Below are 24,447 nucleotides of genomic sequence, written 5' to 3'. Positions count from 1 at the left end.
GCGACAGCCTCCGCTAGCCCGGTACGCGGCGGATCTTGGCGCCGAGCAGCTGGAGTTTCTCTTCGATGCACTCGTAGCCACGGTCGATGTGGTAGATGCGATCGATCAGGGTGTCGCCCTCGGCCACCAGGCCGGCGATCACCAGGCTCGCGGATGCGCGCAGGTCGGTCGCCATGACCGGAGCGCCCTTGAGCTTGGGTACGCCGGTGACGATGGCGGTGTTGCCTTCGACGAGGATCTGCGCACCCATGCGGTTCATTTCGTAAACATGCATGAAGCGGTTCTCGAAGACCGTCTCGATGACCGCGCCGGTGCCTTCGGCTACCGCGTTCATGGAGATGAACTGGGCCTGCATGTCGGTGGGGAACGCCGGGTACGGCGCGGTACGCACGTTGACCGCCTTCGGCCGGTTGCCCTTCATGTCCAGCTCGATCCAGTTGCTGCCGGTGCTGATGTGGGCACCGGCCTCTTCCAGCTTCTGCAGGACCGCCTCGAGGATGGTCGGGTCGGTATCCTTCAGCTTCACCCGGCCGCCGGTCGCGGCCGCGGCCACCAGGTAGGTGCCGGTCTCGATACGGTCGGGCAGTACGTCGTAGCGAGCACCGCCGAGGCGCTTCACGCCTTCGATGACGATGGTATCGGAGCCAGCGCCCTGGACGTTGGCGCCCATGGCGTTCAGGCAGTTGGCCAGGTCGACCACCTCCGGCTCGCGAGCGGCGTTCTGCAGCACGGTGCGGCCGTTGGCCAGCGCGGCGGCCATCATCAGGTTCTCGGTGCCGGTCACGCTGACGGTATCGAAGAAGAAGTGACCGCCACGCAGGCCGCCGGCCGGCGCCTTGGCCTTGATGTAGCCGCCTTCGACCTCGATCTGCGCGCCCATGGCCTCGAGACCGCGGATATGCAGGTCGACCGGACGCGAACCGATCGCGCAACCGCCCGGCAGGGCCACTTCGGCCTCGCCGAAGCGCGCCAGCATCGGACCCAGCACCAGGATCGAGGCACGCATGGTCTTCACCAGCTCGTACGGCGCGACCAAGGTCTTGATGCTGCTGGCGTCGACTTCGACGTTGAGCTTCTCGTCGATGATCGGCTGCACGCCCATGCGGCCGAACAGTTCGATCATGGTGGTAATGTCGTGCAGGTGCGGCAGGTTGCAGACGGTGACCGGAGTATCGGCCAGCAGGGTCGCGGCCAGGATCGGCAGCGCCGAGTTCTTCGCGCCGGAAATGCGGATTTCGCCATCGAGGCGGTTACCGCCGGTAATAATCAGTTTATCCATTGCAATGATCCCCCGTGGGCTCAGGAACGCTCGGCCCAGGCGGCGCGGCTGAAGAATTTCATGGTGACGGCATGGATGCTGCCATCGGCGATCCAGGCGTTCAAATGGGCGTAGACCTGCTGCTGACGCTTGACCGGGCTCTGGCCGGCCAGTTCGTCGCTGATCAGATTCAGTTGGAAATTGCACCCTTCGCCCTCGACTTCCACCTGGGTGCCGGGGAGTTTTTCCTGGAGAAGGCTCTTAACGTCTTCGGCCTGCATGCTCAACCTCAATCGGGCGCCCTACGCGCACGGTCGGCCATCATACAAAAAAGCCCTCCGCCTGCGAACCCCAGGAAGGGACGCGCAGACGGAGGGCCGCTCGTTCCGCCGTCCGGTCATTCCTGCAGAGGCAGGATCTCCAGAAGGCTGCTGACCTTGGCAATCTCCCGCATGTCGTCCGGCAAGGCCCTGACGCTCAGAACCTTGCCGGCCTTGCGTGCGTCGCGCATGAAGGCCAGCAACAGGGAAATGCCCACGCTGCTGGAGCGCTCCACCGCCGAGCAGTCGACGACCAGTTCCGCCGCCTGGCTGGCGCGGATCAGCCGACCGCCCTGCTCGCGCAACGCCGGCCCGCTGCTGTAGTCGAGCACGCCGGCGAGCTGCAGTTCGCCGGCCGCGCCTTCGCGCAGGCTGGCCTGGCTCATTTCGCCCCGGCCTCTTCCGCTTTCGCGGTTTCCTTGGCCTTGGCGACCACCTCGCCCCAGCCGGCGATGGTCTTCTCGAGGTCGTTGCGGTTCTTCTGCATGGTGTCGGCGAACTGGTCGCGGAACAGCTTGCCGATGTTGATGCCGTTGATGATCACGTTGCGGACCTTCCAGCCACCGGCCAGGTTGGTCATGGTGTAGGAGACCGGGTAGACCGTGCCCTTGCTGTCACGGATTTCCATGTTGACGCTGGCACGATCGTCGCTCGGCTTGGCCGAGCTAGGCAGCACGCGGATGTCCTGGTTGTCGTATTCGAGCAGCGCGTTGCCGTAGAACTGCATCAGGCTGTTCTTGAACACTTCCTCGAAGCGCTTGATCTGCTCGGGTGAGGCCTGGCGCGAGTACTTGACGGTCATCACGCTCTTGGCGATGCCTTCGGCATCGACCACCGGCCCGAGGATACGGTCGAGAGTGGCATAGAGCTTTTGCGGATCGGCCTTGTAGGCGGCCTTGTTGGCCTTGATGTCGGAAAGCAGTTCGTCGACCGTGCCCTGCACCACCTGTTGCGGGGTCGGCGCCGCCATGGAAAGCAGCGGGAAAGCCGCCAGGAACACCAGCAGGCCGCGACGCAGAAGAGTCAGCATGGAAGAAAACCTCACTTTTTGGCTTCGTCTTTGTTAACCGAGTTCAGCAGGAACTTGCCGATCAGGTCTTCCAGCACCAGCGCCGACTGGGTGTCGTGGATGGTGCTGCCGTCCTTCAGAACATCCTCGTCGCCGCCGACGCTGATGCCGATGTATTTCTCGCCCAGCAGGCCGGCGGTCAGGATCGACGCCGTGGAATCGACCGGCAGGTTGTTCACGTTCTGGTTGATCTCCATGGTCACGCGACCAGTGTAGCTGTCGCGATCCAGGTCGACCGCCGTCACCTTGCCGATCGTCACGCCGGCCAGGGTGACCTTGCCGCGCACGGTAACACCGGCGATGTTGTCGAAGTAGGCGTAGACCTTGTAGGTATCGCCGGCGTTGCCCACGCTCAGGCCGCTGACCCGCAGGGCCAGCAGCAACAGGGCCAGCAGGCCGGCCAGGAGGAACAGGCCGACACCGATTTCCAGGGTGCGGGTTTGCATTCAGAAATCTCCAAACATCAAAGCAGTCAGAATGAAGTCGAGCCCCAGCACCGCCAGGGAGGCATAGACCACGGTCCGAGTCGTCGCCCGGCTGATTCCTTCCGAGGTCGGCTCGCAGTCGTAGCCTTGGTAGACCGCGATCCAGGTCACCACGAAGGCGAATACGATACTTTTGATCACGCCGTTGAGCACATCCTCGGTGAACTGCACGCTGTTCTGCATGTTCGCCCAGAACGACCCCTCGTATACGCCCAGCCAGTCGACCGCGACCATCGCCCCGCCCCAGATGCCGACCACGCTGAAGATCGCGGCGAGCAGCGGCATGGAGATGAAACCGGCCCACAGGCGCGGCGCGACGATGTACTTGAGCGGGTCGACACCGATCATTTCCAGGCTGGAAAGCTGTTCGGTGGCCTTCATGTTGCCGATTTCCGCGGTAAGCGCAGAGCCGGCACGGCCGGCGAACAGCAGGCCGGTCACCACCGGCCCCAGTTCGCGCAGCAGGGTCAGGGCCACCATCTGCCCGACCGCCTGCTCGGAACCATAGGAAATCAGGATGTTGTAGCCCTGCAGGGCCAGCACCATGCCAATGAACAGGCCCGAGACGACGATGATCGCCAGCGACAGCACGCCTACCGAGTAGAGTTGCTTCACCAGCAGGTGCAACCCGGTGCCTGGCGTGCGCCGGCCGAGCAGGGCGTGGCCGAGGAACAGGGTCGAGCGGCCGAGCGCGGCGACCACGTCCAGGCCGGCGCGGCCGAACAGGCGGATACGCTCGAGGGGAGAGACTCTACGCATCAGCGCTCTCCCAGCAGGTCGGCCCGGTAGTCGCGGGCCGGATAATGGAACGGAACGGGACCATCCGGGATTCCCTTGACGAACTGGCGGATACGAGGATCGTCGGTTTCCTTGAGGACGTCCGGCGTCCCGTGGCCAAGTACCCGGCCGTCGCCGACGATATAGATGTAGTCGGCGATGCTGGCGGTCTCGGCCAGGTCATGGGAAACCACGATGCTGGTGATGCCGAGGGCATCGTTGAGCAGGCGGATCAGGCGCACCAGGACGCCCATGGCGATCGGATCCTGCCCCACGAACGGCTCGTCGTAGAGCAGGATCTGCGGGTCCAGGGCGATCGCCCGGGCCAGGGCGACGCGGCGCTTCATGCCGCCGGAAAGCTCGTCCGGCATCAGTTCCACGGCGCCGCGCAGGCCGACGGCCTGAAGCTTCATCAGGACGATGTCGCGGATCATCTCTTCCGGCAGTTGGGTATGCACGCGCAGCGGAAACGCGACGTTCTCGAATACGTCGAGATCGGTGAACAGCGCCCCGCTCTGGAACAGCACGCCGAACTGCTTGCGCATGTCGAACAGGTCGCCGCGCGAAAGCTGCGGCAGGTTCTGCCCGTTGACCCAGACCTCCCCCTTCGAAGGACGCAACTGGGAGGCGATCAGCCGCAGCAACGTGGTCTTGCCGCAACCGGACGGGCCCATGATGCCGGTCACCTTTCCGCGCGGGATACGCACATCGATGTTGTCGAAAATCGCCCGCGATCCGCGCTTGAAGGTCAGGCCCTTCAACTCGACCGCGTAGGCACTATCGGTGCTCATCAGGACTCCTTGCGATGCGACCCGTCCATGCTGGACGCCTTGCCCGTTGCAAAGGCACGCATCCGGGAGGGGTCGAATGGGCGCGGACTATAGCACTGCGGCGGGTTCTGGCCCAAGGCCTGGCACCGTGCCGTTCAGCTTGGATTCAGCTTGTTCGGAGCGTTCTCTCAGCCCTTTAGGACATATCGCACACTTCAGGTTCACTACGGACAGAAAAAAATCGCGTCGACGTCGAATATATCGACATTTATGCAGTCATAGCGCGGAGTGCAGATAACGGCGGCGTAACAGAGCATTGCAGTCCATACAACATTGCGCCGCGGGGGATGCGGACCGACTTCACAGCATGGCTGGTGTAAGCGGGACACGCTTTCCCGTTATAATCCCGCCTTTAATCCAGGCGCCACATTCGTTGAACATGAGCCAGAACCTCGATTTCATCCATTCCGCCCAGCGCACCATCGGCCTCGAGCGCGACGCGGTAGACAGCCTGCTGGCGCGGATTGGCGACGATTTCGTCAAGGCCTGCGAGCTGCTGCTGGCCGGCAAGGGCCGGGTCGTCGTCGTCGGCATGGGCAAGTCCGGTCACATCGGCAAGAAGATCGCCGCTACCCTGGCCAGCACCGGCACCCCCTCCTTCTTCGTGCATCCGGCCGAGGCCAGCCACGGCGACATGGGCATGATCACCAAGGACGACGTGGTCCTCGCCCTGTCCAACTCCGGCTCGACTGCCGAAATCGTCACCCTGTTGCCTCTGATCAAGCGCCTGGGCATCACCCTGATCAGCATGACCGGTAACCCCGAGTCGCCCCTGGCCAAGGCTGCGGAAGTGAACCTGGACGCCAGTGTCGGCCAGGAAGCCTGTCCACTGAACCTGGCCCCGACCTCCTCCACCACCGTAACCCTGGTCCTCGGCGACGCCCTGGCGATCGCCCTGCTCGAAGCTCGCGGCTTTACCGCGGAAGACTTCGCCTTCTCGCACCCGGGCGGTGCGCTGGGCCGCCGACTGCTGCTGAAGGTGGAAGACGTCATGCACGTCGGCGAAGGGCTGCCGCAGGTGCTGCTCGGCACCTCGCTGACCGGCGCGCTGATGGAAATGACCCGCAAGGGCCTGGGCATGACCGTAGTGCTCGACGAACATGGCAAGCTTGCCGGCATTTTCACCGATGGCGACCTGCGTCGCGCCCTGGATCGGGGCATCGACGTCCGCCAGGTCACCATCGACCAGGTGATGACCGTCCACGGCAAGACCGTCCGCGCCGAGATTCTCGCCGCGGAAGCCCTGAAGATCATGGAAGACAACAAGATCGGCGCACTGGTGGTGGTCGACGCGGACGACCGTCCGGTCGGCGCCCTGAACATGCACGACCTGTTGCGCGCAGGAGTGATGTAATGAGCGATACCCATTCGGCCGCGGAACTCCCGGTCCGGGCCCGCCGGATACGCCTGGCGATCTTCGACGTCGACGGCGTGCTGACCGACGGCAAGCTGTATTTCCTCGTCGACGGCAGCGAGTTCAAGACCTTCAACACCCTGGACGGACATGGCATCAAGATGCTCATCGCCTCCGGCGTGCGCACCGCCATCATCACCGGCCGCGACACTCCGGTGGTCGAACGGCGCGCGCGCAACCTGGGCATCCAGCACCTCTATCAGGGCCGGGAAGACAAGCTCGCCGTCCTCGACGAACTTCTCGGCGAACTCGGACTAGGCTATGAGCAAGTCGCCTACCTTGGCGACGACCTGCCCGATCTGCCGGTGATCCGCCGCGTCGGCCTGGGCATGGCGGTAGCCAGTGCCGACCCGTTCGTGCGCCAGCATGCCCATGGCGTCACCGCGGCCCGCGGCGGCGAAGGCGCCGCCCGCGAGTTCTGCGAACTGATCATGCGCGCCCAGGGTACGCTCGAAGCCGCCCAGGGCGCCTATCTGTAGAGCCGACCATGCCGAAGACACTACGCCAGAAACTGCTGCTCGCCCTGATCGCCCTGTTGCTGATCGTCGCGGGCTACTACTGGAACGTCGGGCTCGAGCTGTTCAACGAACAGCCGACCCGCCCCGGCCAGGACAACACCATCGACTACTATGCCGAGAATGCCCATAGCCTCCAGTACCAGGAGGACGGCAGCCTCGACTACGAGATGACCGCGGTGAAGCTGGAGCACCAGAAAGCCACGGACATCACTTTCGTCACCACCCCCGACCTGCTGCTCTTCCGTGGCAACGTGCAACCCTGGCACATCCAGAGCGCCCGCGCCGAAGTCGGACCGAAAGGCAAGGAGGTCGAACTCATCGACGACGTGCGCGTCGCACGTACCGATGCCAAGGGCCAACCAAGCATCCTGACCACCACTCGGCTGACCGTATTCCCCGACAAGAATTATGCACAGACCGAGCAAGCCGTTAAAATCGACGCGGCCAATGGAGTGACGACGGCTGTTGGAATGAAAGCGTATCTGAAAGACAGCCGGATGCACCTGCTGTCCAACGTAAGAGGTCAGCATGAGGTTCGTTAATACCCTCCCCCTTATTTTCGGTCTGACTGCCGCCCTCGGCAGCTCCATGGCCTTGGCCCTGCCTTCGGACCGCGAACAACCGATCCGCGTCCAGGCCGACAGCGCCGAACTGGACGACAAGCAGGGCGTCGCGGTCTACCGCGGCGACGTCGTGGTGACCCAGGGCAGCACCAAGCTGACCGGCAACACCGTGACCCTGAAGCAGGACAAGAACGGCGACATCGAGGTCGTGACCTCGGTCGGCAAGCCTGCCTACTACGAGCAGAAACCCGCTCCGGACAAGGACGTGACCAAGGCCTATGGCCTGACCATCCAGTACTTCGTCACGCAGAACCGGGTCGTGCTGATCGACCAGGCCAAGGTGATCCAGGAAGGCAACACCTTCGAAGGCGAGAAGATCGTCTACGACACCCAGCGCCAGATCGTCAACGCGGGTCGTGCCACCGGCTCCCAGGTGACCAGCCCGCGCCCGCGCATCGACATGGTCATCCAGCCGAAGAAAAAGGCCCAGTAATGGCAACGCTCAAAGCCCAGCACCTGGCCAAAAGCTATAAAGGCCGGCAAGTCGTCCGCGACGTCAGCATGTCCATCGATAGCGGGCAGATCGTCGGCCTGCTCGGTCCGAACGGTGCCGGCAAGACCACCTGCTTCTACATGATCGTCGGCCTGGTCCAGGCCGACCAGGGCGTGGTCCGCATCGACGAGCAGAACGTCACCCACCTGCCGATGCACGGGCGCGCCCGGGCCGGCATCGGCTACCTGCCGCAGGAAGCCTCGATCTTCCGCAAGCTGTCGGTATCCGACAACATCATGGCGATCCTCGAGACCCGCAGCGACCTCGATCGCAACGGTCGCAAGGAAGCCCTGGAAGGCCTGCTGCAGGAATTCCACATCCACCACATCCGCGACAACCTCGGCATGAGCCTGTCCGGCGGCGAACGACGCCGGGTGGAAATCGCCCGCGCCCTGGCCAGCGCGCCGAAATTCATCCTCCTCGACGAGCCCTTCGCCGGCGTGGACCCGATCTCGGTCGGCGACATCAAGCAGATCATCCATCACCTCAAGGCGAAGGGTATCGGCATCCTCATCACCGACCACAACGTCCGCGAGACCCTGGACATCTGTGAAACGGCGTATATCGTCAATGATGGGCAGTTGATCGCGGAGGGGGATGCCGAGAGCATCCTCGCCAACGACCTGGTCAAGGAAGTCTACCTGGGGCACGAGTTCCGCCTCTGAAGAAATCTCCTAGCGCGCCCTCCGGCCTCGCCGGAGCGGTTCCGCTCGCCCGCGGTTTCGCAACCACGAGTGCCGCCTGGAGCGGATGATTTATTCAGAGCAACCCTAGGCAAAGTACGAAAATTCAGGCATATAATTTGCTTCCTGGCGGTGCCGCCACCTCGGCACCCGTAGTAGTGGATGGTGCCATCCGGTACCAGCGAATAAGGTACTAAGCCCTCAGCCATGAAACCATCGCTAGTCCTCAAGATGGGCCAGCAGCTGACGATGACGCCGCAGCTGCAACAGGCCATACGCCTCCTCCAGCTATCCACCCTGGACCTCCAGCAGGAAATCCAGGAAGCGCTGGAATCCAATCCCATGCTCGAACGCCAGGAAGACGGCGACGATTTCGACAACAGCGACCCCCTCGCCGATGGCGCCGAACAGGCGGCCAGCGCGCCCCAGGAGAGCCCCCTCCAGGAAAGCGCCACGCCCAGCGTCGAAAGCCTCGACGACGACCAGTGGAGCGAACGCATACCCAGCGAGTTGCCGGTGGATACCGCCTGGGAAGACATCTACCAGACCAGCGCCAGCAGCCTGCCCAGCAACGACGATGACGAATGGGACTTCACCGCGCGCACCAGCAGCGGCGAGAGCCTGCACAGCCACCTGCTCTGGCAGGTCAACCTGGCACCGATGTCGGACACCGATCGGATGATCGCGGTGACCATCATCGATAGCATCAACAACGATGGCTATCTCGAAGAGTCCCTCGAAGAAATCCTCGCCGCCATCGATCCGGAACTGGACGTCGAGCTCGACGAAGTGGAAGTCGTGCTGCGCCGCATCCAGCAACTGGAACCCGCCGGGATCGGCGCTCGCAACCTGCGCGAGTGCCTGCTGCTGCAACTGCGCCAGTTGCCGTCCACCACGCCCTGGCTGAACGAAGCGCTGCGCCTGGTATCCGACTACCTCGACCTGCTCGGCGGCCGCGACTACAGCCAATTGATGCGGCGCATGAAGCTCAAGGAAGACGAACTGCGCCAGGTCATCGAGCTGATCCAGTGCCTGCATCCCCGGCCCGGTTCGCAGATCGAATCGAGCGAAGCCGAATACATCGTCCCCGACGTCATCGTGCGCAAGGACAACGAGCGCTGGCTGGTCGAGCTGAACCAGGAGGCGATGCCGCGCCTGCGCGTCAACGCCACCTACGCCGGCATGGTCCGCCGCGCCGACAGCAGCGCCGACAATACCTTCATGCGCAACCAGTTGCAGGAAGCCCGCTGGTTCATCAAGAGCCTGCAGAGCCGCAACGAAACGCTGATGAAGGTCGCCACCCAGATCGTCGAGCACCAGCGCGGTTTCCTCGACTACGGCGAAGAAGCCATGAAGCCGCTGGTCCTGCATGACATCGCCGAAGCGGTGGGCATGCACGAATCGACCATTTCGCGGGTCACCACGCAGAAATACATGCATACGCCGCGCGGCATTTTCGAGCTGAAATATTTCTTTTCAAGTCACGTCAGTACCGCTGAAGGCGGGGAATGCTCGTCCACCGCGATCCGCGCGATCATCAAGAAACTGGTGGCCGCGGAAAATGCGAAAAAGCCATTGAGCGACAGCAAGATCGCTGGTTTACTGGAGGCACAGGGCATTCAAGTGGCTCGCCGCACCGTCGCCAAATACCGCGAATCCCTGGGCATAGCCCCTTCGAGCGAGCGCAAGCGACTGGTGTGACGTTGATCCACGCCAAGGTGTTCCGGAGGCAGGTTGCTAACCTGCCACTTACACACGGGCAACAAGGAGAACGCGGTATGCAAGTCAACATCAGTGGCCATCAACTGGATGTGACCGACGCCCTGCGCGACTATGTCGGCGAGAAACTGAGCCGTCTGGAGCGCCATTTCGACAAGATCACCAATGTTCAGGTGATCATGGAGGTCGAGAAACTGAAGCAGAAGATCGAAGCCACTCTGCGCATCGCCGGTGGCGAGATCGTAGCCAATGCGGAACATGAGGACATGTACGCGGCCATCGACCTGCTGATCGACAAACTCGACCGTCAACTGATCAAACACAAAGAGAAGTATCTCGAACGGCAGCAAGGCGTAGGCGCCCGCTGATCTCCCCTCCCCTATGATCCGACTTGAGCAAATCCTGACCCCCGGCCGTTCCCTCGTGAACGTGCCGGGCGGCAGCAAGAAACGCGTACTCGAACAAATCGCCAACCTGGTAGCCAGGGAGCTGCCGGAGTTCGACGCCCAGACCATCTTCGAAAACCTGGTGGCCCGGGAAAAACTCGGCTCCACCGGCTTCGGCAATGGCATCGCCATTCCGCACTGCCGCCTGTCTGGCTGCCAGAGCCCCATCAGCGCCGTGCTGCACCTGGATGCTCCCGTGGACTTCGACGCGCTGGACGGCGCGCCGGTCGACCTGCTCTTCGTCTTGCTGGTACCGGAGGCCGCGACCGAAGAACATCTCGAACTGCTCCGGCAGATCGCCGCCATGCTCGACCGTGCCGACGTACGCGACCGCCTGCGCAGCGCTCCCACTGCCGAAGCGCTTTATCAGATCGTGGTAGACGTACAGAACGGGCAATGACATGCGCCTGATCATCGTCAGCGGCCGCTCGGGCTCGGGCAAGAGCACCGCCCTGAACGTCCTCGAAGACAACGGCTTCTATTGCATCGACAACCTTCCCGCCAGCCTGCTTCCCGACCTGGCGCAGCGCGCCCTGTTGCACACGGAGCTACTGCAGCCACAGGTGGCGGTGTCGATCGACGCCCGCAACCTGCCCAGCCAGTTGCAGCGCTTCCCCGAACTGTTGCAGGAAGTGCGGGACAACCACATCAACTGCGATGTGCTGTATCTCGACGCCGACGACGAGACGCTGCTCAAACGATTCTCGGAAACCCGCCGGCGCCACCCGCTGACCACCGACACCCGTTCGCTGGCGGAGGCGATTGGCGACGAGAGCCAATTGCTCGGACCGATCGCCGACCTCGCCGACCTGAAGCTGGACACCACCAGCCTCAACCTCTATCAGTTGCGCGACACCATCAAACTGCGCCTGTTGAACAAGCCGGAACCCGGCACCGCGTTCCTCGTCGAATCCTTTGGCTTCAAGCGCGGCATGCCAGTCGACGCCGACCTGGTGTTCGATGTGCGCTGCCTGCCGAACCCCTACTGGAAGCCCGAGTTGCGCGATCATTCGGGGCTGGAGCCGGAAGTCCGCGAGTATCTGGCCGCCCAGCCGGACGTCGAGGAAATGTACCAGGACATCGTCGGCTACCTGAACAAATGGTTGCCGCGCTTCGCCGCCAGTAACCGCTCATATGTAACAGTTGCGATAGGCTGTACCGGCGGGCACCATCGTTCGGTCTACCTCGCCGAGCGGATTGGCGCTGCACTCAGGGATTCCCTGAAGAACGTGCAGATTCGCCACCGCGATCTCAGCAGCTAGCCCATAACAAGAAGGACAGACTCCCCAAGATGCCCGCCCTCGAGATCACCATCATCAACAAGCTCGGTCTGCACGCCCGCGCGGCCGCCAAGTTCGTCGGCGTCGCGGGGCGCTACCCTTGCCAGGTCCGGGTCGGCCGCAATCCTGAAAGCTGCGTCGACGGCAAGAGCATCATGGCCGTGATGATGCTGGCTGCCGGCAAGGGCACCAACCTGCACCTGCATACCGAAGGCGAACAGGAAGACGAGGCGTTGAACGCGCTGGTCGAACTGATCAACAACCGTTTCGACGAAGGCGAGTAGCCTCTTCCCAGAGACAACGAAAAAGCCGCCAACTGGCGGCTTTTCCTTTCCGGCGATTACGGCCGGCGTCAATTCAGCGCGGGTCGGATGAGTCCCCTAGCCCAGCGCGGTATCCAGCACCATCATCAGGCAGAAGCCGAACACCAGGCCCAGCGTAGCCTCGGCGGCATGTCCCTGGCGGTGGGACTCGGGAATGATCTCGTGGGTGACCACGAAGAGCATCGCTCCCGCCGCGGCGGCCAGCCCCCAGGGCAGGAGCAGCGCGGAGAGGCCGACCAGCCAGGCGCAGAGCACCGCGAACAGCGGCTCGACCAGGCCCGACGCGGCACCGACCAGCATCGCCTTGAAACGCGACATACCGACTCCGGCCAGCACCAGCGCCACCACCAGCCCTTCCGGCACATCCTGCAGAGCGATGCCCAGGGCGAGGCCGTTGGCCTCGTCCAGGCCGGCACCGGCCGACACGCCAACCGCCATGCCTTCGGGGATGTTGTGCAGGACGATGGCCGTGACGAACAGCAGGATGCGCGGGGGAATGCCACCGGACAGTGGCGCGCCCTCGCAACCGGGATGGACGTCCGGCATCAGCCGGCCGAGGATGAACAGCCCCATCACGCCGACCGCCAGGCCGAAACTGACCAGGAACCCCGCGCCGAACTTCGAGTAGCCGAGGTCGCCGGCCGCGGATAGCGCCGGCATGATCAGCGAGAAGGCCGTCGCCGAGAGCATCACGCCGGCACCGAAGCCCAGCAGCCCATCCGACAGGCGCGCCGGCATGCTCTTCACCACCAGCACCGGCATCGCCCCGAGAGCGGTACCGAAGGCGCAGAGCAGGCCGCCTTTCAACGCCAGCACGATGGGCGCCGGCAGGTTGAGCTCGGCCAGCAACAGGGCGTGGCGGCCGAGCAGGTAGCCGCCGCCGATGAAGATCAGCAGGCCCAGCAGGTTGCGCAGCGTCCGCCCGTTACCTTCGGCGATGCCATGGAGCAACGCCTTCATCGCTGCACCGCCAGGCTGCCGGCCAGCCATCTCGCATCACGGGTAGTATTAGGCCAGGGCTTGCGCATAGCGACGCGCGACCTCCCGCCAGTCGATCACGTTGTAGAAAGCGCCGATGTATTCCGGGCGGCGGTTCTGGTACTTCAGGTAATAGGCGTGCTCCCATACGTCCAGGCCGAGGATCGGCGTATTGCCGTTCATCAGCGGGCTGTCCTGGTTGCCGCTGCTCTCCACCAGCAAGCTGCCCTGGGGAGTCACGCTGAGCCAGGCCCAGCCGCTGCCGAAGCGGGTCAGCGCAGCCTTGGTGAACGCATCCTTGAACGCCTCGAAGCCCCCGAGCTGCTCATCGATGGCCCGCCCCAGGTCGCCATCGGGACGGCCACCGCCCTGGGGCGACATCACGGTCCAGAACAGCGAGTGGTTGGCATGCCCACCGCCATTGTTGACAACCGGGGTGCGCAGCTTCTCCGGCAGACCAGCCAGTTGCCGCAGCAGGCTTTCCACCGGCTGCTCGGCATAGGGCGTGCCTTCCAGCGCGGCGTTCAGGTTGTTCACATAGGTCTGGTGGTGCTTGCTGTGGTGGATCTCCATGGTCAGCGCATCGATGTGCGGTTCCAGGGCATCGTAGGCGTAGGGCAAGGGCGGCAAGGCGTGGGGCATGGAAACTCTCCGTCAGTGATAGCGAAGTGAGGGGGGCGGAGCGAGGAACTCGGGTCGGACCTCCGCGTTCGGCGGTCCCTTGAGCAGGCGCTCGGTGCGCGGATAGGCACCGTGTTCGCCGATGAACGACAGCAGTTCGACATAGGTGCGCCGGCTGTGATGCTGGGCCGCCTGGCGCAGGGCCAACGGCAGCTTCTGGTCGGCGCTGACCCGCAACAGCCGCTCGTGGCAGGCGCAGAGGTATTCGGCGGTTTCCTCCGGTTGCTCCAGTTGCAGGTGCAAGTCGGCCAGGTTGTGATGGGAAATGACGAACGCCATCACCGCCTCGTCGGCGTCGCCCCAGCGTTCCAGCAGCACCTGGGCCAGGGCCAGGGCATGGAGGTAGTGCTCACGCGCATCGATCAATGCGCCGGTGACGAAACAGCGGTTGCCCTGTTCGATCGTTCGTTGCCAATGACGCATGGCGGTACCTCCAGTGGTGGGGCGGCCTCAGAGGCCGCCAGCCGTGAGTTTTTCCGGATCCAGCAACACCTCCAGGCGCGCACGGTCCAGATCGGTGTTTTCCAGCGCCACATCGATGATCGGCCGTCCCTCGCGATAGGCCTGCTTGGCGATTTCCGCAGCCTTCTGGTAGCCGATGATCGGGTTCAGCGCAGTGACCAGGATCGGGTTGCGCGCCAACGCCTCGCTGAGCTTGCCCTGGTTGACCTTGAAGCTGGCGATGGCCTTGTCCGCCAGCAGCCGGCTGACGTTGGCCAGCAACTGGATGCTGTGCAACAGGTTGTCGGCCACCAGCGGCAGCATCACGTTCAGTTCGAAGTTGCCCGATTGGCCGGCGACGGCAATGGCGGCGTCATTGCCGATCACCTGGGCGGCGACCATCGCGGTGGCCTCCGGGATCACCGGGTTGACCTTGCCGGGCATGATCGAGGAGCCTGGTTGCAGCGCTTCCAGCTCGATCTCGCCGAGCCCGGCAAGCGGCCCGGAGTTCATCCAGCGCAGGTCGTTGGCCAGCTTCATCAGGGTCACGGCCAGGGTCTTCAACTGGCCGGACGCAGCGACCGCCGTGTCCTGCGAACCGATCAGGGCGAAGAAGTCGTCGCCGGGGCGGAACGCCAGCCCGGTCAGGTCGTTCAGCTCCTGGCTGAAACGTTCGGCGAACCGCGGATGGGCGTTGATCCCGGTGCCCACCGCGGTGCCGCCCTGTGCCAACTGCTGCAAGGCAGGAAGTACGCTCTCGATGTGCACGCCGGCCTGTCGCACCTGCTGTGCCCAGCCACCGAGCACCTGGCTCATGCGTACCGGCATCGCATCCATCAGGTGGGTGCGGCCGGTCTTCACATAGGCATGCACTTCTCCGGCCTTGCTCTGGATAGTCTGCTCCAGGTGGCGCAGCGCCGGCAGCAGGCGTTCGCTGATCTCGAGGGCGGCACTGATGTGGATGGTCGAGGGGATGATGTCGTTGCTGCTCTGCCCGCAGTTCACATGGTCGTTCGGATTGACCTTGCCGCCCAGGCGGCGACTGGCCAGGGTCGCCACCACTTCGTTGGCGTTCATGTTGGAACTGGTGCCGGAGCCGGTCTGGAACACATCCACCGGGAAATGCTGCATGAAATCCTCTTGCAGCAACTGCAGGCAGGTCTCGGCGATCACCTCGCCCATCGGTGCATCCAGTTGCTGCAGGGAGACGTTCGCCCGCGCCGCCGCGGCCTTGGCCAGCAGCAGGGCGCGGACGAAGGCCTGGGGCATGCGCTGGCCGCTGACCGGGAAGTTGTTCACCGCGCGCTGGGTCTGGGCGCCATAGAGGGCGGTCGCCGGGACCGCCAGTTCGCCCATGCTGTCGCGTTCGATGCGGGTGTCAGTCATCTTGGTTTCCTTGTTGCGGGTGATCGAAGCTCATCGACGGCACCAGGTCCTGCCTGGCCATTCGTACGGAGAGCTGGCGCAGCCGTCGCCGCTGGCTGCCGTTGGTGGTCAATCGCTGAAGTTCGCAGAGGGGCCGGTAGGCGTAGTCGAGGCAGAGGCTGCGCCAGTGCCAGGGCAATATCGGATCGCGACCGGTATCGAGCAGGAGGTTGTAGGCTTTCTCGAACAGCGGCCAGGCGGCCACACCTTCCCAACCGGCGAGATAGCGCGCCTCGCCGAGGTACTGGTCGAGCAGGCGCGGTTCGTCGGGATCGAGCGCGCAGCGGATCTGCGTGCCCAGCCAGTACCAGTGATCCAATGCTTGCGGGTCGTGCGCCTCGAAGGACATGGCAACCTCACCAGACGATAATGAGATTGATTATTGTTTTCTTCTTGGCAAAAGACAAGCATGGTCCCCATAGAGGCGGACAATCGAACAGGCGGAAACGAAAACGCCAGCGACGAGCGCTGGCGTTCTACAGAGGGAAACCCGGCCTCAGCGCCCGGCTACCATCATCGACTCGACCAGTACAGAACCGGTATGCAGGTTGCCGCGCCGTTCGATGTCCTTGCCGACCGCGACGATACGGCGGAACAGGTCGCGCAGGTTGGCGGCGATGGTGACTTCCTGGACCGGGAACTGGATCTCGCCGTTCTCGACCCAGTAGCCGGCGGCGCCGCGGGAATAATCGCCGGTCACCAGGTTGACGCCCTGCCCCATCAACTCGGTGACCAGCAGGCCACGCCCCATCCGGCGTATCAGAGCGGCCTGGTCCTCGTCGCCATGGCTGACGAACAGGTTATGCACTCCGCCGGCGTTGGCCGTGCTCGGCAAGCCGAGCTTGCGCCCGGAATAGGTGCCCAGGACATAGGACACCAGCTCGCCGTTCTCGACGAATGGCTTGGCATAGGTCGCCAGGCCGTCGCTATCGAAGCTGGCGCTGCCGAGCGCGCCGACCAGGTGCGGCCGCTCGTCGATGCTCAACCATTCGGGAAACAGGCGCTGGCCCAGCGCGCCTTCGAGGAAGGATGACTTGCGATACAGGCTGCCGCCTGAGATCGCCCCGAGGAAATGGCCGAACAGGCCAACAGCGATTTCCGGAGCGAACAGCACCGGCACTTCGGCGGTCTGCACCGGCCGCGCGCCCAGTCGGCTGGCGGCGCGCTCGGCGGCGCGCCGACCGATCGACTCGGCGCTGGCCAAGGCCTCGCCACGGCGGTTGACGTCATACCAATAGTCACGCTGCATCTGTCCTTCGCCCTCGGCGATCATCACGCAGCTGAGGCTGTGCCGGGTGCTGGCGTAACCACCGATGAAACCGTGGCTGTTACCGTATACCCGGCAGCCCTGGTGGGTATTCAGGGTGGTGCCGTCGGCCTTGGTCACCCGCTTGTCGGCGGCGAACGCCGCTGCCTCGCAAGCCAGGGCTCGTTCCACGGCCTGCTCGGGACTCAGGCTCCATGGATGATAGAGGTCCAGCTCGGGCAACTCGCGGGCCATCAACGCGGCATCGGCGAGACCGGCGCATTCGTCCTCGGAGGTATGGCGGGCGATCGCCAGCGCCGCCGCCACCGTCTCGCGGATGGCCGCCTCGCCGGTCGCCGAGGTGCTCGCCGAGCCCTTGCGCTGGCCTGCGTAGAGGGTGATGCCGAAACCTTGGTCACGGTTGAACTCGACGGTTTCCACCTCGCCCTGGCGCACGCTGGTGGACAGGCCCTGCTCCAGCGACACCGCCACTTCGCAGGCACTGGCGCCCTGGCGGCGGGCCTCGGCGATGATCTGCTCGACCTGCTCGCGAAGGTCCGGAAGCACGGAGGGACCGACTGCCGCGGCATGTAGACTCATCTGTTGACTCTCCTGTTGACGTGGCCGCCCACGCGGCCGGGCCGGACAAGCGGCCCCTGACTCGTTATCATGACGGCGTTTTCCACTGGACCACCACCATGGCTGAATTTCACGACGACGACTCGCAATTCGAAGAGAAGAGCAAGTCGCAGATCAAACGCGAGCTGCATGCCCTGCAGGACCTCGGCGAGCGCCTGACCACCCTGCAACCGCAGTTGCTGGAGCGCCTGCCGCTCACCGACCCGCTACGCAAGGCGCTGCTCGAGGCGCCGAAGCACAAGGCGCACATCGCCCGCAAACGGCATATCCAGTACATCGGCAAACTGATGCGCGACCAGGACGTGGACGCCATCGTCGCCCTCATCGACCAGGTGGACTCCTCCACCCGCCAGTACAACGAACGTTTCCATGCCCTCGAACGTTGGCGCGACCAGTTGATCGCCGGCGGCGACGCAGCGCTCGACGCCTTCGTCGGGGAGTTCCCCGAGTGCGATCGCCAGCACCTGCGCGGCCTGGTCCGCCACGCCCAGCACGAGGCCGCGCACAACAAACCGCCGGCCGCCGCACGCAAAGTGTTCAAGTACATCCGCGAACTGGACGAAACCAAGCGCGGCCTGCGCTAGGTTTCGTCGCGCCGGCGCCCGGGCCATGCCTCAGGCGCCGGTGCCGCCGACGGTGATCGCATCGATCTTCAGGGTCGGCTGGCCGACGCCGACCGGCACCGACTGACCGTCCTTCCCGCAGGTTCCCACGCCACTGTCCAGGGCCAGGTCGTTGCCGACCATGGATACCCGGCTCATCGCTTCCGGACCGTTGCCGATCAGGGTGGCGCCTTTCACCGGGGTGGTGATCCTGCCGTTCTCGATCAGGTAGGCCTCGCTGGTGGAGAACACGAACTTGCCGCTGGTGATATCGACCTGGCCACCGCCGAGGTTGGCACAGTAGATACCCTTCTCCACCGAGGCGATGATTTCCTGCGGATCGCTCTCGCCGGCCAGCATGTAGGTGTTGGTCATGCGTGGCATCGGCAGGTGCGCGTAGGACTCGCGGCGGCCGTTACCGGTGCGCGCCACGCCCATCAGGCGGGCGTTGAGCTTGTCCTGCATGTAGCCCTTGAGCACGCCGTTCTCGATCAGCACGTTGCAGTTGCTCGGCGTGCCTTCGTCATCCACGCTCAGCGAGCCGCGACGCCCGGCCAGGGTGCCGTCGTCGACGATGGTGCACAGGCTCGAGGCGACCTTTTCGCCGATCCGGCCGCTGTAGGCGGAGCTGCCCTTGCGGTTGAAGTCGCCCTCCAGGCCGTGGCCGACCGCTTCGTGGAGCAGGACCCCGGACCAACCCGCGCCCATCACCACCGGCAGGGTGCCGGCCGGCGCGGGAATCGCCTCGAGGTTGACCAGTGCCTGGCGCAGGGCCTCGCGGGCGTAGCCCATGGCGCGATCCTCCTGGAGGAAATAGCGATAGTCGGTGCGACCGCCGCCGCCGTGGCCGCCGCGTTCGCGTCGGCCATTCTGTTCGACGATCACGCTGACGTTGAAACGCACCAGCGGACGAATGTCGGCGGCCAGCGAACCGTCGCTGGCCGCTACCAGGATCTGCTCCCAGACGCCGGCCATGCTCACCGTGACCTGCTGGATGCGGGGATCGAGCGCACGGGTAGCGGCGTCGATCTGCTTCAGCAACTCGACCTTCTCGGCGCGGCTGAGCACGTCCAGCGGGTTCTCGCCGGCGTACAGGCGAGCCGGCGCCACGGCCTTGAACGCCTGCACGCTGCCGTTCTGTCCCGCACGGGAAATCGAACGGGCCGCCACCGCAGCCTGTTTCAACGCCTCGGCGGTGATCGCATTGCTATAGGCGAAGCCGGTCTTCTCGCCCGACTGCGCGCGTACCCCGACACCCTGGTCGAGATTGAAGCTGCCTTCCTTGACGATGCCGTCCTCGAGCATCCACGACTCGGAGACCTGGCTCTGGAAATACAGGTCGGCGGCATCGATGCCCGGGCCGTTCAGTTCATGAAGAATGCCGGGCAGGCTGTCCAGTTCCAGACCACCGGGGGCCAGCAATTGCTGGCTGACGGATGACAACAACTCGCTCATATTCACTCCGTACGCGCCGGCCGCGGTTCGGCAGGCGGGAAAAATCGTCTGTGCGCCACCACCGGCATGCGCCGGCGGATATCCGCCTGTTCTGCGGCGTCGCGCGCCGCCAGCAGCACCGCTTCGCCCTGCGGCCGCTCGGCCAGGACCCGGCCCCAGGGATCGACGATGGCCGAATGGCCGAACGTCTCCCGGCCCCGTGGGTGGACGCCACCCTGTCCGGCCGCCAGCAGGTAGCACTGGGTCTCGATGGCGCGGGCGCGGACCAGCACCTGCCAGTGCGCCGCTCCGGTCACCGCGGTGAACGCCGACGGCGCTGTGATCAGCTCTGCGCCGGCCTCGCGCAGCGCGGTATAGAGTTCCGGAAAACGCAGGTCGTAGCAGACCGTCAGGCCAAGGCGACCGACCGGCGTATCCGCCACCACGATCTTCTGACCGAAAGCATAGTCGTCGGATTCACGATAGCGGCCCCGCGCATCGGCTACGTCCACATCGAACAGGTGCAGCTTGTCGTAGCGGGCGACCCGCTCTCCGTGCTCGTCGATCAGCAGCGAACAGGCATTCGCCTTCGCCTCGGGTTGCCCCTCCGGCGGCAGCGGCAGCGTTCCGGCGACTATCCACAACCTGAGGTCGCGAGCGGCGGAATTCAACCACGGCAGGATAGGCCCGTTCCCCCGCGCCTCGGCGCGCCCCAGCTCGGCCAGGTCGCGCCGGCCCATGGCGGCGAAGTTTTCCGGCAGCACGGCGAGCCGCGCCCCGCCCTCGGCGGCCTGTTCCAGCAGGCGACGGGCGGCGGCCAGGTTGGCCGTCACGTCGTCCTGGCTGACCATCTGGATCACGGCAATGGACATGGTTTCCTCCTCGCGGACGAAAGCGCCGCGTCGCGGCCCGGGCGCCGCTCAGCGGGGCTTCTCGAATGGCTTGTCGAAGCTGATCTTCGGATCCTGCCAGGGGCCCTTGACGCTGTATTGCACGCTGGCGAAGCGCGAGACCCGGTCGCCGAGCAGCTTGTCGACGACGAAGACCGCGCCGCCGACCGCCGGACCGCCGACTATCAGTGCCGCCAGGGTCAGGTTGTTGGTCAATGGCAAGGTCACCAGCAGCTTGGCGTCGATCCGATCGTGAGCCAGGTCCAGGGTACCGTTCAACTCCAGGTTGCTCGACGGCCCTTCCAGCTTCAGCGGCTCGCGGGTGATGTAGACGCCGTCGGTGGCGGAGAGACCCCCCTTCACCCGGTCATAGCTCAGTCCCTTGCCGAGGATGTCCGAGAAGTCCAGGCGCAGCCGGCGGTTGATCGCGTTGAAATTGAGCAGGCCGAACACTCGCAGCGCCTGGGCGCTGCCTTCGACCTCGACGAACTGCCCCTTGCGCAGCGATGCATCCATGCTGCCGCTGAAGCGCTTCAGGGCCATGTAGGCCGGCGATCCCGGCCACTGGCCGTTGATATCCATGCGGAAACGTTCGCTGGTGGCGCTCGGCGCGAAATTCCAGGCCTTGAGCACATCCGCCAGGTTCTTGCCCTCGATCCGTCCCTGGTAGGTGCTGCGGGTATTGCCCGGACTGCCGTCCCAGCGCAGGCTGCCATTGACGTGCAGGCCACGCAGGTCGAGGTCCAGGTCGTTGAACGCCACGCCGTTGCTGCCCGGCCGTACCTTCAGGCTCCAGGCGCCCAGCGGCTGGCCGCCAAGGGCGACCTGGCCGATCTTCACGTCTACCGCCGGCAGGCTGCGCGGATCGACGGCGGCCAGCGGGTCCGAGTCCTCCACCTTGTTCTCGTCGGGAAGGGTCGACTTCGGCAGGTTCAGGCGGTCCAGATCGACCACGATCGGCGCGCCCCTGGCATCCGGCAGGACCAGACGCCCCGATGCGAGGTCGCTGACCAGCACCAGTTGCCAGGCCCGCTCCTGGCGGGCCAGGTCGACGGTCAGGTTCTTCAGCTCCTGGCCGAAGCCCTTGAAGCTGTCGATGCGCAGGTCGGCGCCGCGCAGCAGGCCCGCAGCGCTACTGGCAGCCTGGTCGCCATTGCCGTAGCGCTTCAGGGTGGCCTGCCAGGCGTCCCAGTCCAGTTCCGCCAGACGCCCGCGCACCCGCAGCCCCTGTGCCGAGGGCAGCAGCGCCGGGTCACCACCCAGGCGCAGGGCGCCGCGTCCGTTCAGCGGCTTGTCCGCCGGGGCCGCATAGGCCAGGCTGGCGAGGCCGTCGTAACGCGCCCAGTAACGCCGTTCGGCGCCATCCAGGGTCATCCGCCACTGGGTCGGCCGCGCCTGGGCGGCCGTCTTGCCGAACGGCGCCGGCAGGTCGACGACGGCGCCCTTGAGATCCGAATCGATCTGCAACTGGCTGTCCTTGCCATCCAGCAGCAGGTTGAGCTGGAACGGCAGGCGTCCCGAGACCGGCAACGGACGCTGGCCAGCGCCGAGCCAGTCGCTCAGCGACTTGACCGCCACCTGGCCGTTGAGCAGCAAGCGCGTGCGCGCATCGCCGCGCCCCTCGGCGACGATCCGCCCGCGTACCTCGCTGCCCAGCACCCGGGCCTGCACCGCCGGGGCGCTCAGGCCCTTGGCCAGGTCGAAACGGAAGTCGCCCTTCACTTCGCTCATATCCAGCTTCGGACTGGGCATCTTCAGGGTCGCGCCCACGGTGGAGAAATCCACGACCACCCCGGTCTTGCCGGCCTCGTCGTGGTCCAGTGGAATATCCAGCTTCAGGTGGCCCTGCAAGGGCCCGTCGCCCTCCCAGCCGGCGAAAATCTTGCGGGTCGGGATCGGCGCTTCCTGGAGCAGCTTGATGCCGTCCTTCAGGTTACTGTCGACGGCGCCATCCACATACAGGTGCGGCGTCTGTCCCGGCCGGCCGAGAGGTATGTCGACCTTGACGTCGCTGACCCGGGAATTCAGCAGATTCCCGCTGGTGGCCAGCACGCGGACTCCGGAATCCTCGACGAACACCTCGCCGACCGTTTTGCTCAGGGCGGGCCAGCCGGGCTGGTAGGCCAGCTCGCCGTCGCGAACCTTGAAGTACAGGTTCATGACGTGGGCTTCGGCCGCCGCGCCACGGTTCAGCGAGCCCTGCCACTGGAAGTAGCCCTGCTCGACATGGCCACTGCGGATCGCCGTCTTCAACCAGTTCGCCAGGCTTTTGTTCATTCCCGGCAACTGGGTCGGCAGGTACTTGGCGGTGAAGCGCGCGTCGCCGTCGCTGAGGCCGACCTGGAGGTCCATGTAGTCTTCAGCGCCGGGATCGCGCATCAGGCGGATCAGCATGTCGCCGGCCAGGCGGCCCTCCTCGCCCTCGACCCGCATCAGATGGCTGCCGAGGGTGAAGGCACGGTCGTCCAGGCTCCAGAACATCCGCGTGCGGGCCTCGCGGTAGCGCCACGGCTCGGGAAACACCTTGGCCAGGTGCAGCATGAAATCCTGCGCCGACGCGTCGAGCTGGCCTCCGGCCAGGGTGCCGGTCAAGGTGCCGCTGACGTTTTCCACCGCCGGGACCTCATGGAACGCCGAGATACCGACCTTTTCCAGGTTGGTCGCGTAGCTGACCCGCTCGGGCACCTCCCGCTGCGGCCAGAAATCGGCGTTCAGGTTGTGCAGGATGCCCTTCGGCTTCAGGCCCGCCACCCACTCCGCCGCCGCGTCCGGCAGCGGCGCCAGCGCTTCTATCGCCGGCACCAGGGGCGTCAGGTCGACGCGGTCGGCCTGCAGCTTCCAGTGTGGCTCGTTGTTCTGCTGGTCGCGACGCAACAGCAACTCCACCTCGCCCCAGCGCTGCTCGCCGAAATTCGCCGCCAGGTCGCCGACCCGAACCTTCCAGCCCTGCGCTTCGCGATCGAAAAACAGGTTCATGCCCAGGTCGTTGATTTCCACCGGCTTGCGCGCGGCATACGAGGCCTTCAACTGCGGCGCCAGCAGCCGTGCCACCAGCCGTTGCGCCTTGCCGTCGCGCCAGTCGAACCAGAAGTCTCCGCCGGCCTTGGCCCGGACGATCTTCCATTCCTGGGTCAGACCGGCCGGCAACCATTGCGCCCAGTCGCTCTGCGGCAGGCTGAGATAGAACCTGGCGCTGCTGCGCGGCCAGTCCCCGCTGTCGATCCGCCCTTCGGCGTGCAGCGCCAGAGGTTGGCCATCCGGCAGTTGCAGGCGGGCATCGAGACTCTGCCCACCGACCGATGAACTGCGCAGGGTCGCGCCGACCGCGCTGAGCGACAACGCTGCGCTTCCCCGCGGCGCCACCTCCAGTTGACTGTCCAGCAGCGAGATGCGTTGGGTCTGCAGCAGGAATTGCAGGAGCTTCCGGGGATCGCTGGGCTTGTCACTGTGCGGCAGGCCATCCAGGCTCCACTGGCCATCCTCGCCTTCGCGCAGGGTCAGCTTGAGTCCCTCCAGCTCCAGGCTGCCGATCCGCACCTGGCGCGCCAGCAGGCTGCCGAGCAGGTCCGGCGCCAGCCGCACCCGCGCCAGGCGCAGACTCTGTTCGCCGTCGCCGACCTGGATGTCGCGCGCTACCACCAGAGGCTCGAAGCCGCGCCAGGAGCCCGTCAGCTCGGCAATCCGCACCGGCATGCCGAGTTGCTTGCCAGCTTCGCCCTCCAGCTGCTGGCGGTATTCGGCCACCAGCGGCACCAGTTGCCGGCCAAGGCTGACGTACAGCGCCAGCAGCACCAGTACCAGGGCGCACAGACCCAGGACGATCCGTAGCAGTCGCGTTCCGAGGCTTCCCACATCCGCCATTTCAGCCATACG

The 24,447-nt window shown here is 65.1% G+C and carries 27 protein-coding genes; 11 read left to right on the top strand and 16 right to left on the bottom strand.

The window, feature by feature from the left end:
- Window positions 1-13 precede the first annotated feature (13 nt).
- From murA to HMPREF2914_RS20365, 7 genes are all read right to left on the bottom strand, one after another.
- Complete coding sequence (gene murA / locus HMPREF2914_RS20395) at window positions 14-1,279, bottom strand: UDP-N-acetylglucosamine 1-carboxyvinyltransferase (RefSeq protein ID WP_003094332.1); 1,266 nt, start codon at window positions 1,277-1,279, stop codon at window positions 14-16.
- Window positions 1,280-1,299: 20 nt separating this feature from the next.
- The gene (locus HMPREF2914_RS20390; protein ID WP_003094334.1) at window positions 1,300-1,539 is read right to left on the bottom strand and encodes a BolA family protein; all 240 of its coding nucleotides are present in this window, start codon (window positions 1,537-1,539) and stop codon (window positions 1,300-1,302) included.
- Window positions 1,540-1,655: 116 nt separating this feature from the next.
- Window positions 1,656-1,964, bottom strand: a complete 309-nt coding sequence (locus HMPREF2914_RS20385) for an STAS domain-containing protein (RefSeq protein ID WP_003094335.1) — start codon at window positions 1,962-1,964, stop codon at window positions 1,656-1,658.
- Window positions 1,961-2,608 carry an MlaC/ttg2D family ABC transporter substrate-binding protein gene (locus HMPREF2914_RS20380; RefSeq protein WP_003094337.1) on the bottom strand — a complete coding sequence of 216 codons (648 nt, stop codon included), beginning with the start codon at window positions 2,606-2,608 and terminating at the stop codon, window positions 1,961-1,963. The genes HMPREF2914_RS20385 and HMPREF2914_RS20380 overlap by 4 nt, the downstream gene beginning before the upstream one ends.
- Before the next feature lie 11 nt (window positions 2,609-2,619).
- Window positions 2,620-3,093, bottom strand: a complete 474-nt coding sequence (gene mlaD, locus HMPREF2914_RS20375) for an outer membrane lipid asymmetry maintenance protein MlaD (RefSeq protein WP_003094339.1) — start codon at window positions 3,091-3,093, stop codon at window positions 2,620-2,622.
- Window positions 3,094-3,891: a lipid asymmetry maintenance ABC transporter permease subunit MlaE gene (gene mlaE / locus HMPREF2914_RS20370; protein ID WP_003094341.1), complete on the bottom strand. Its 798-nt coding sequence runs from the start codon at window positions 3,889-3,891 to the stop codon at window positions 3,094-3,096.
- The gene (locus HMPREF2914_RS20365; protein WP_003094343.1) at window positions 3,891-4,700 is read right to left on the bottom strand and encodes an ATP-binding cassette domain-containing protein; all 810 of its coding nucleotides are present in this window, start codon (window positions 4,698-4,700) and stop codon (window positions 3,891-3,893) included. The genes mlaE and HMPREF2914_RS20365 overlap by 1 nt, the downstream gene beginning before the upstream one ends.
- Window positions 4,701-5,112: 412 nt before the next feature.
- Here HMPREF2914_RS20365 and kdsD point away from each other — a divergent pair, with 412 nt between their 5' ends.
- From kdsD to HMPREF2914_RS20315, 10 genes are all read left to right on the top strand, one after another.
- The gene (gene kdsD / locus HMPREF2914_RS20360) at window positions 5,113-6,093 is read left to right on the top strand and encodes an arabinose-5-phosphate isomerase KdsD (protein WP_003094347.1); all 981 of its coding nucleotides are present in this window, start codon (window positions 5,113-5,115) and stop codon (window positions 6,091-6,093) included.
- On the top strand, window positions 6,093-6,632 hold the full coding sequence (locus HMPREF2914_RS20355) for a KdsC family phosphatase (RefSeq protein ID WP_003094350.1): 540 nt from the start codon (window positions 6,093-6,095) through the stop codon (window positions 6,630-6,632). Before kdsD ends, HMPREF2914_RS20355 begins: the two co-directional genes overlap by 1 nt.
- An 8-nt stretch (window positions 6,633-6,640) precedes the next feature.
- Entirely contained in the window at window positions 6,641-7,213 is a 573-nt protein-coding gene (gene lptC, locus HMPREF2914_RS20350) for an LPS export ABC transporter periplasmic protein LptC (protein ID WP_003094353.1), read from the top strand.
- Window positions 7,200-7,727, top strand: coding sequence for a lipopolysaccharide transport periplasmic protein LptA (gene lptA / locus HMPREF2914_RS20345; RefSeq protein WP_003120916.1), 528 nt, complete (start codon window positions 7,200-7,202; stop codon window positions 7,725-7,727). Before lptC ends, lptA begins: the two co-directional genes overlap by 14 nt.
- Window positions 7,727-8,452, top strand: a complete 726-nt coding sequence (lptB, locus tag HMPREF2914_RS20340) for an LPS export ABC transporter ATP-binding protein (RefSeq protein WP_003094355.1) — start codon at window positions 7,727-7,729, stop codon at window positions 8,450-8,452. The genes lptA and lptB overlap by 1 nt, the downstream gene beginning before the upstream one ends.
- A gap of 225 nt (window positions 8,453-8,677) precedes the next feature.
- On the top strand, window positions 8,678-10,171 hold the full coding sequence (locus HMPREF2914_RS20335) for an RNA polymerase factor sigma-54 (protein WP_003094357.1): 1,494 nt from the start codon (window positions 8,678-8,680) through the stop codon (window positions 10,169-10,171).
- Between the two features lie 77 nt (window positions 10,172-10,248).
- Window positions 10,249-10,557 (top strand): ribosome hibernation-promoting factor, HPF/YfiA family, encoded by a 309-nt coding sequence (gene hpf, locus HMPREF2914_RS20330; protein ID WP_003094359.1) that lies wholly within the window; start codon window positions 10,249-10,251, stop codon window positions 10,555-10,557.
- A gap of 13 nt (window positions 10,558-10,570) precedes the next feature.
- Window positions 10,571-11,035 carry a PTS IIA-like nitrogen regulatory protein PtsN gene (gene ptsN / locus HMPREF2914_RS20325; protein WP_003098853.1) on the top strand — a complete coding sequence of 155 codons (465 nt, stop codon included), beginning with the start codon at window positions 10,571-10,573 and terminating at the stop codon, window positions 11,033-11,035.
- Window position 11,036: 1 nt separating this feature from the next.
- Window positions 11,037-11,897 (top strand): RNase adapter RapZ, encoded by an 861-nt coding sequence (rapZ, locus tag HMPREF2914_RS20320; RefSeq protein WP_003094361.1) that lies wholly within the window; start codon window positions 11,037-11,039, stop codon window positions 11,895-11,897.
- Window positions 11,898-11,926: 29 nt separating this feature from the next.
- Complete coding sequence (locus HMPREF2914_RS20315) at window positions 11,927-12,199, top strand: HPr family phosphocarrier protein (RefSeq protein ID WP_003094362.1); 273 nt, start codon at window positions 11,927-11,929, stop codon at window positions 12,197-12,199.
- A gap of 96 nt (window positions 12,200-12,295) precedes the next feature.
- Here the strand turns inward: HMPREF2914_RS20315 and HMPREF2914_RS20310 are convergent, their stop codons facing one another.
- The 6 genes from HMPREF2914_RS20310 to pmbA form a co-directional block, all read right to left on the bottom strand.
- The gene (locus tag HMPREF2914_RS20310) at window positions 12,296-13,228 is read right to left on the bottom strand and encodes a ZIP family metal transporter (protein ID WP_083323307.1); all 933 of its coding nucleotides are present in this window, start codon (window positions 13,226-13,228) and stop codon (window positions 12,296-12,298) included.
- Between the two features lie 18 nt (window positions 13,229-13,246).
- A complete protein-coding gene (locus HMPREF2914_RS20305; RefSeq protein ID WP_003098862.1) occupies window positions 13,247-13,858 on the bottom strand; it encodes a superoxide dismutase in 612 nt (203 codons plus the stop codon).
- A gap of 12 nt (window positions 13,859-13,870) precedes the next feature.
- Window positions 13,871-14,320, bottom strand: coding sequence for a hypothetical protein (locus HMPREF2914_RS20300; protein ID WP_003094369.1), 450 nt, complete (start codon window positions 14,318-14,320; stop codon window positions 13,871-13,873).
- Between the two features lie 27 nt (window positions 14,321-14,347).
- Entirely contained in the window at window positions 14,348-15,724 is a 1,377-nt protein-coding gene (gene fumC, locus HMPREF2914_RS20295) for a class II fumarate hydratase FumC (protein WP_023092852.1), read from the bottom strand.
- Entirely contained in the window at window positions 15,717-16,112 is a 396-nt protein-coding gene (locus tag HMPREF2914_RS20290; protein WP_023092853.1) for a hypothetical protein, read from the bottom strand. Before HMPREF2914_RS20290 ends, fumC begins: the two co-directional genes overlap by 8 nt.
- A gap of 147 nt (window positions 16,113-16,259) precedes the next feature.
- Window positions 16,260-17,609, bottom strand: a complete 1,350-nt coding sequence (gene pmbA, locus HMPREF2914_RS20285) for a metalloprotease PmbA (RefSeq protein WP_003110024.1) — start codon at window positions 17,607-17,609, stop codon at window positions 16,260-16,262.
- Between the two features lie 98 nt (window positions 17,610-17,707).
- Here pmbA and yjgA point away from each other — a divergent pair, with 98 nt between their 5' ends.
- Entirely contained in the window at window positions 17,708-18,232 is a 525-nt protein-coding gene (gene yjgA, locus HMPREF2914_RS20280; protein ID WP_003094378.1) for a ribosome biogenesis factor YjgA, read from the top strand.
- A 30-nt stretch (window positions 18,233-18,262) separates the two neighbouring features.
- Here yjgA and tldD read toward each other — a convergent pair whose 3' ends face one another.
- Genes tldD through HMPREF2914_RS20265 form a run of 3 tightly spaced genes read right to left on the bottom strand, consistent with a single transcriptional unit; the run spans window position 18,263 to window position 24,435 of the window.
- The gene (gene tldD, locus HMPREF2914_RS20275) at window positions 18,263-19,705 is read right to left on the bottom strand and encodes a metalloprotease TldD (RefSeq protein ID WP_021264162.1); all 1,443 of its coding nucleotides are present in this window, start codon (window positions 19,703-19,705) and stop codon (window positions 18,263-18,265) included.
- A 2-nt stretch (window positions 19,706-19,707) separates the two neighbouring features.
- Window positions 19,708-20,556 carry a carbon-nitrogen hydrolase family protein gene (locus HMPREF2914_RS20270; protein WP_009315924.1) on the bottom strand — a complete coding sequence of 283 codons (849 nt, stop codon included), beginning with the start codon at window positions 20,554-20,556 and terminating at the stop codon, window positions 19,708-19,710.
- A gap of 48 nt (window positions 20,557-20,604) precedes the next feature.
- The gene (locus HMPREF2914_RS20265) at window positions 20,605-24,435 is read right to left on the bottom strand and encodes a YhdP family protein (protein ID WP_023980549.1); all 3,831 of its coding nucleotides are present in this window, start codon (window positions 24,433-24,435) and stop codon (window positions 20,605-20,607) included.
- Window positions 24,436-24,447 lie beyond the last annotated feature (12 nt).

Source organism: Pseudomonas sp. HMSC067G02 (genome assembly GCF_001813485.1).
Taxonomy (GTDB): Bacteria; Pseudomonadota; Gammaproteobacteria; order Pseudomonadales; family Pseudomonadaceae; genus Pseudomonas; species Pseudomonas aeruginosa.
This window is presented reverse-complemented; position numbering and strand designations above follow the sequence as displayed.

Bases quoted from the DNA above. Each gene is read 5' to 3' on its own strand.
- murA (WP_003094332.1), bottom strand. From the start codon at position 1,279: ATGGATAAACTGATTATTACCGGCGGTAACCGCCTCGATGGCGAAATC.
- HMPREF2914_RS20390 (WP_003094334.1), bottom strand. From the start codon at position 1,539: ATGCAGGCCGAAGACGTTAAGAGCCTTCTCCAGGAAAAACTCCCCGGC.
- HMPREF2914_RS20385 (WP_003094335.1), bottom strand. From the start codon at position 1,964: ATGAGCCAGGCCAGCCTGCGCGAAGGCGCGGCCGGCGAACTGCAGCTC.
- HMPREF2914_RS20380 (WP_003094337.1), bottom strand. From the start codon at position 2,608: ATGCTGACTCTTCTGCGTCGCGGCCTGCTGGTGTTCCTGGCGGCTTTC.
- mlaD (WP_003094339.1), bottom strand. From the start codon at position 3,093: ATGCAAACCCGCACCCTGGAAATCGGTGTCGGCCTGTTCCTCCTGGCC.
- mlaE (WP_003094341.1), bottom strand. From the start codon at position 3,891: ATGCGTAGAGTCTCTCCCCTCGAGCGTATCCGCCTGTTCGGCCGCGCC.
- HMPREF2914_RS20365 (WP_003094343.1), bottom strand. From the start codon at position 4,700: ATGAGCACCGATAGTGCCTACGCGGTCGAGTTGAAGGGCCTGACCTTC.
- HMPREF2914_RS20355 (WP_003094350.1), top strand. From the start codon at position 6,093: ATGAGCGATACCCATTCGGCCGCGGAACTCCCGGTCCGGGCCCGCCGG.
- lptC (WP_003094353.1), top strand. From the start codon at position 6,641: ATGCCGAAGACACTACGCCAGAAACTGCTGCTCGCCCTGATCGCCCTG.
- lptA (WP_003120916.1), top strand. From the start codon at position 7,200: ATGAGGTTCGTTAATACCCTCCCCCTTATTTTCGGTCTGACTGCCGCC.
- lptB (WP_003094355.1), top strand. From the start codon at position 7,727: ATGGCAACGCTCAAAGCCCAGCACCTGGCCAAAAGCTATAAAGGCCGG.
- HMPREF2914_RS20335 (WP_003094357.1), top strand. From the start codon at position 8,678: ATGAAACCATCGCTAGTCCTCAAGATGGGCCAGCAGCTGACGATGACG.
- hpf (WP_003094359.1), top strand. From the start codon at position 10,249: ATGCAAGTCAACATCAGTGGCCATCAACTGGATGTGACCGACGCCCTG.
- ptsN (WP_003098853.1), top strand. From the start codon at position 10,571: ATGATCCGACTTGAGCAAATCCTGACCCCCGGCCGTTCCCTCGTGAAC.
- rapZ (WP_003094361.1), top strand. From the start codon at position 11,037: ATGCGCCTGATCATCGTCAGCGGCCGCTCGGGCTCGGGCAAGAGCACC.
- HMPREF2914_RS20315 (WP_003094362.1), top strand. From the start codon at position 11,927: ATGCCCGCCCTCGAGATCACCATCATCAACAAGCTCGGTCTGCACGCC.
- HMPREF2914_RS20310 (WP_083323307.1), bottom strand. From the start codon at position 13,228: ATGGCTGGCCGGCAGCCTGGCGGTGCAGCGATGAAGGCGTTGCTCCAT.
- HMPREF2914_RS20305 (WP_003098862.1), bottom strand. From the start codon at position 13,858: ATGCCCCACGCCTTGCCGCCCTTGCCCTACGCCTACGATGCCCTGGAA.
- HMPREF2914_RS20300 (WP_003094369.1), bottom strand. From the start codon at position 14,320: ATGCGTCATTGGCAACGAACGATCGAACAGGGCAACCGCTGTTTCGTC.
- fumC (WP_023092852.1), bottom strand. From the start codon at position 15,724: ATGACTGACACCCGCATCGAACGCGACAGCATGGGCGAACTGGCGGTC.
- HMPREF2914_RS20290 (WP_023092853.1), bottom strand. From the start codon at position 16,112: ATGTCCTTCGAGGCGCACGACCCGCAAGCATTGGATCACTGGTACTGG.
- pmbA (WP_003110024.1), bottom strand. From the start codon at position 17,609: ATGAGTCTACATGCCGCGGCAGTCGGTCCCTCCGTGCTTCCGGACCTT.
- yjgA (WP_003094378.1), top strand. From the start codon at position 17,708: ATGGCTGAATTTCACGACGACGACTCGCAATTCGAAGAGAAGAGCAAG.
- tldD (WP_021264162.1), bottom strand. From the start codon at position 19,705: ATGAGCGAGTTGTTGTCATCCGTCAGCCAGCAATTGCTGGCCCCCGGT.
- HMPREF2914_RS20270 (WP_009315924.1), bottom strand. From the start codon at position 20,556: ATGTCCATTGCCGTGATCCAGATGGTCAGCCAGGACGACGTGACGGCC.
- HMPREF2914_RS20265 (WP_023980549.1), bottom strand. From the start codon at position 24,435: ATGGCGGATGTGGGAAGCCTCGGAACGCGACTGCTACGGATCGTCCTG.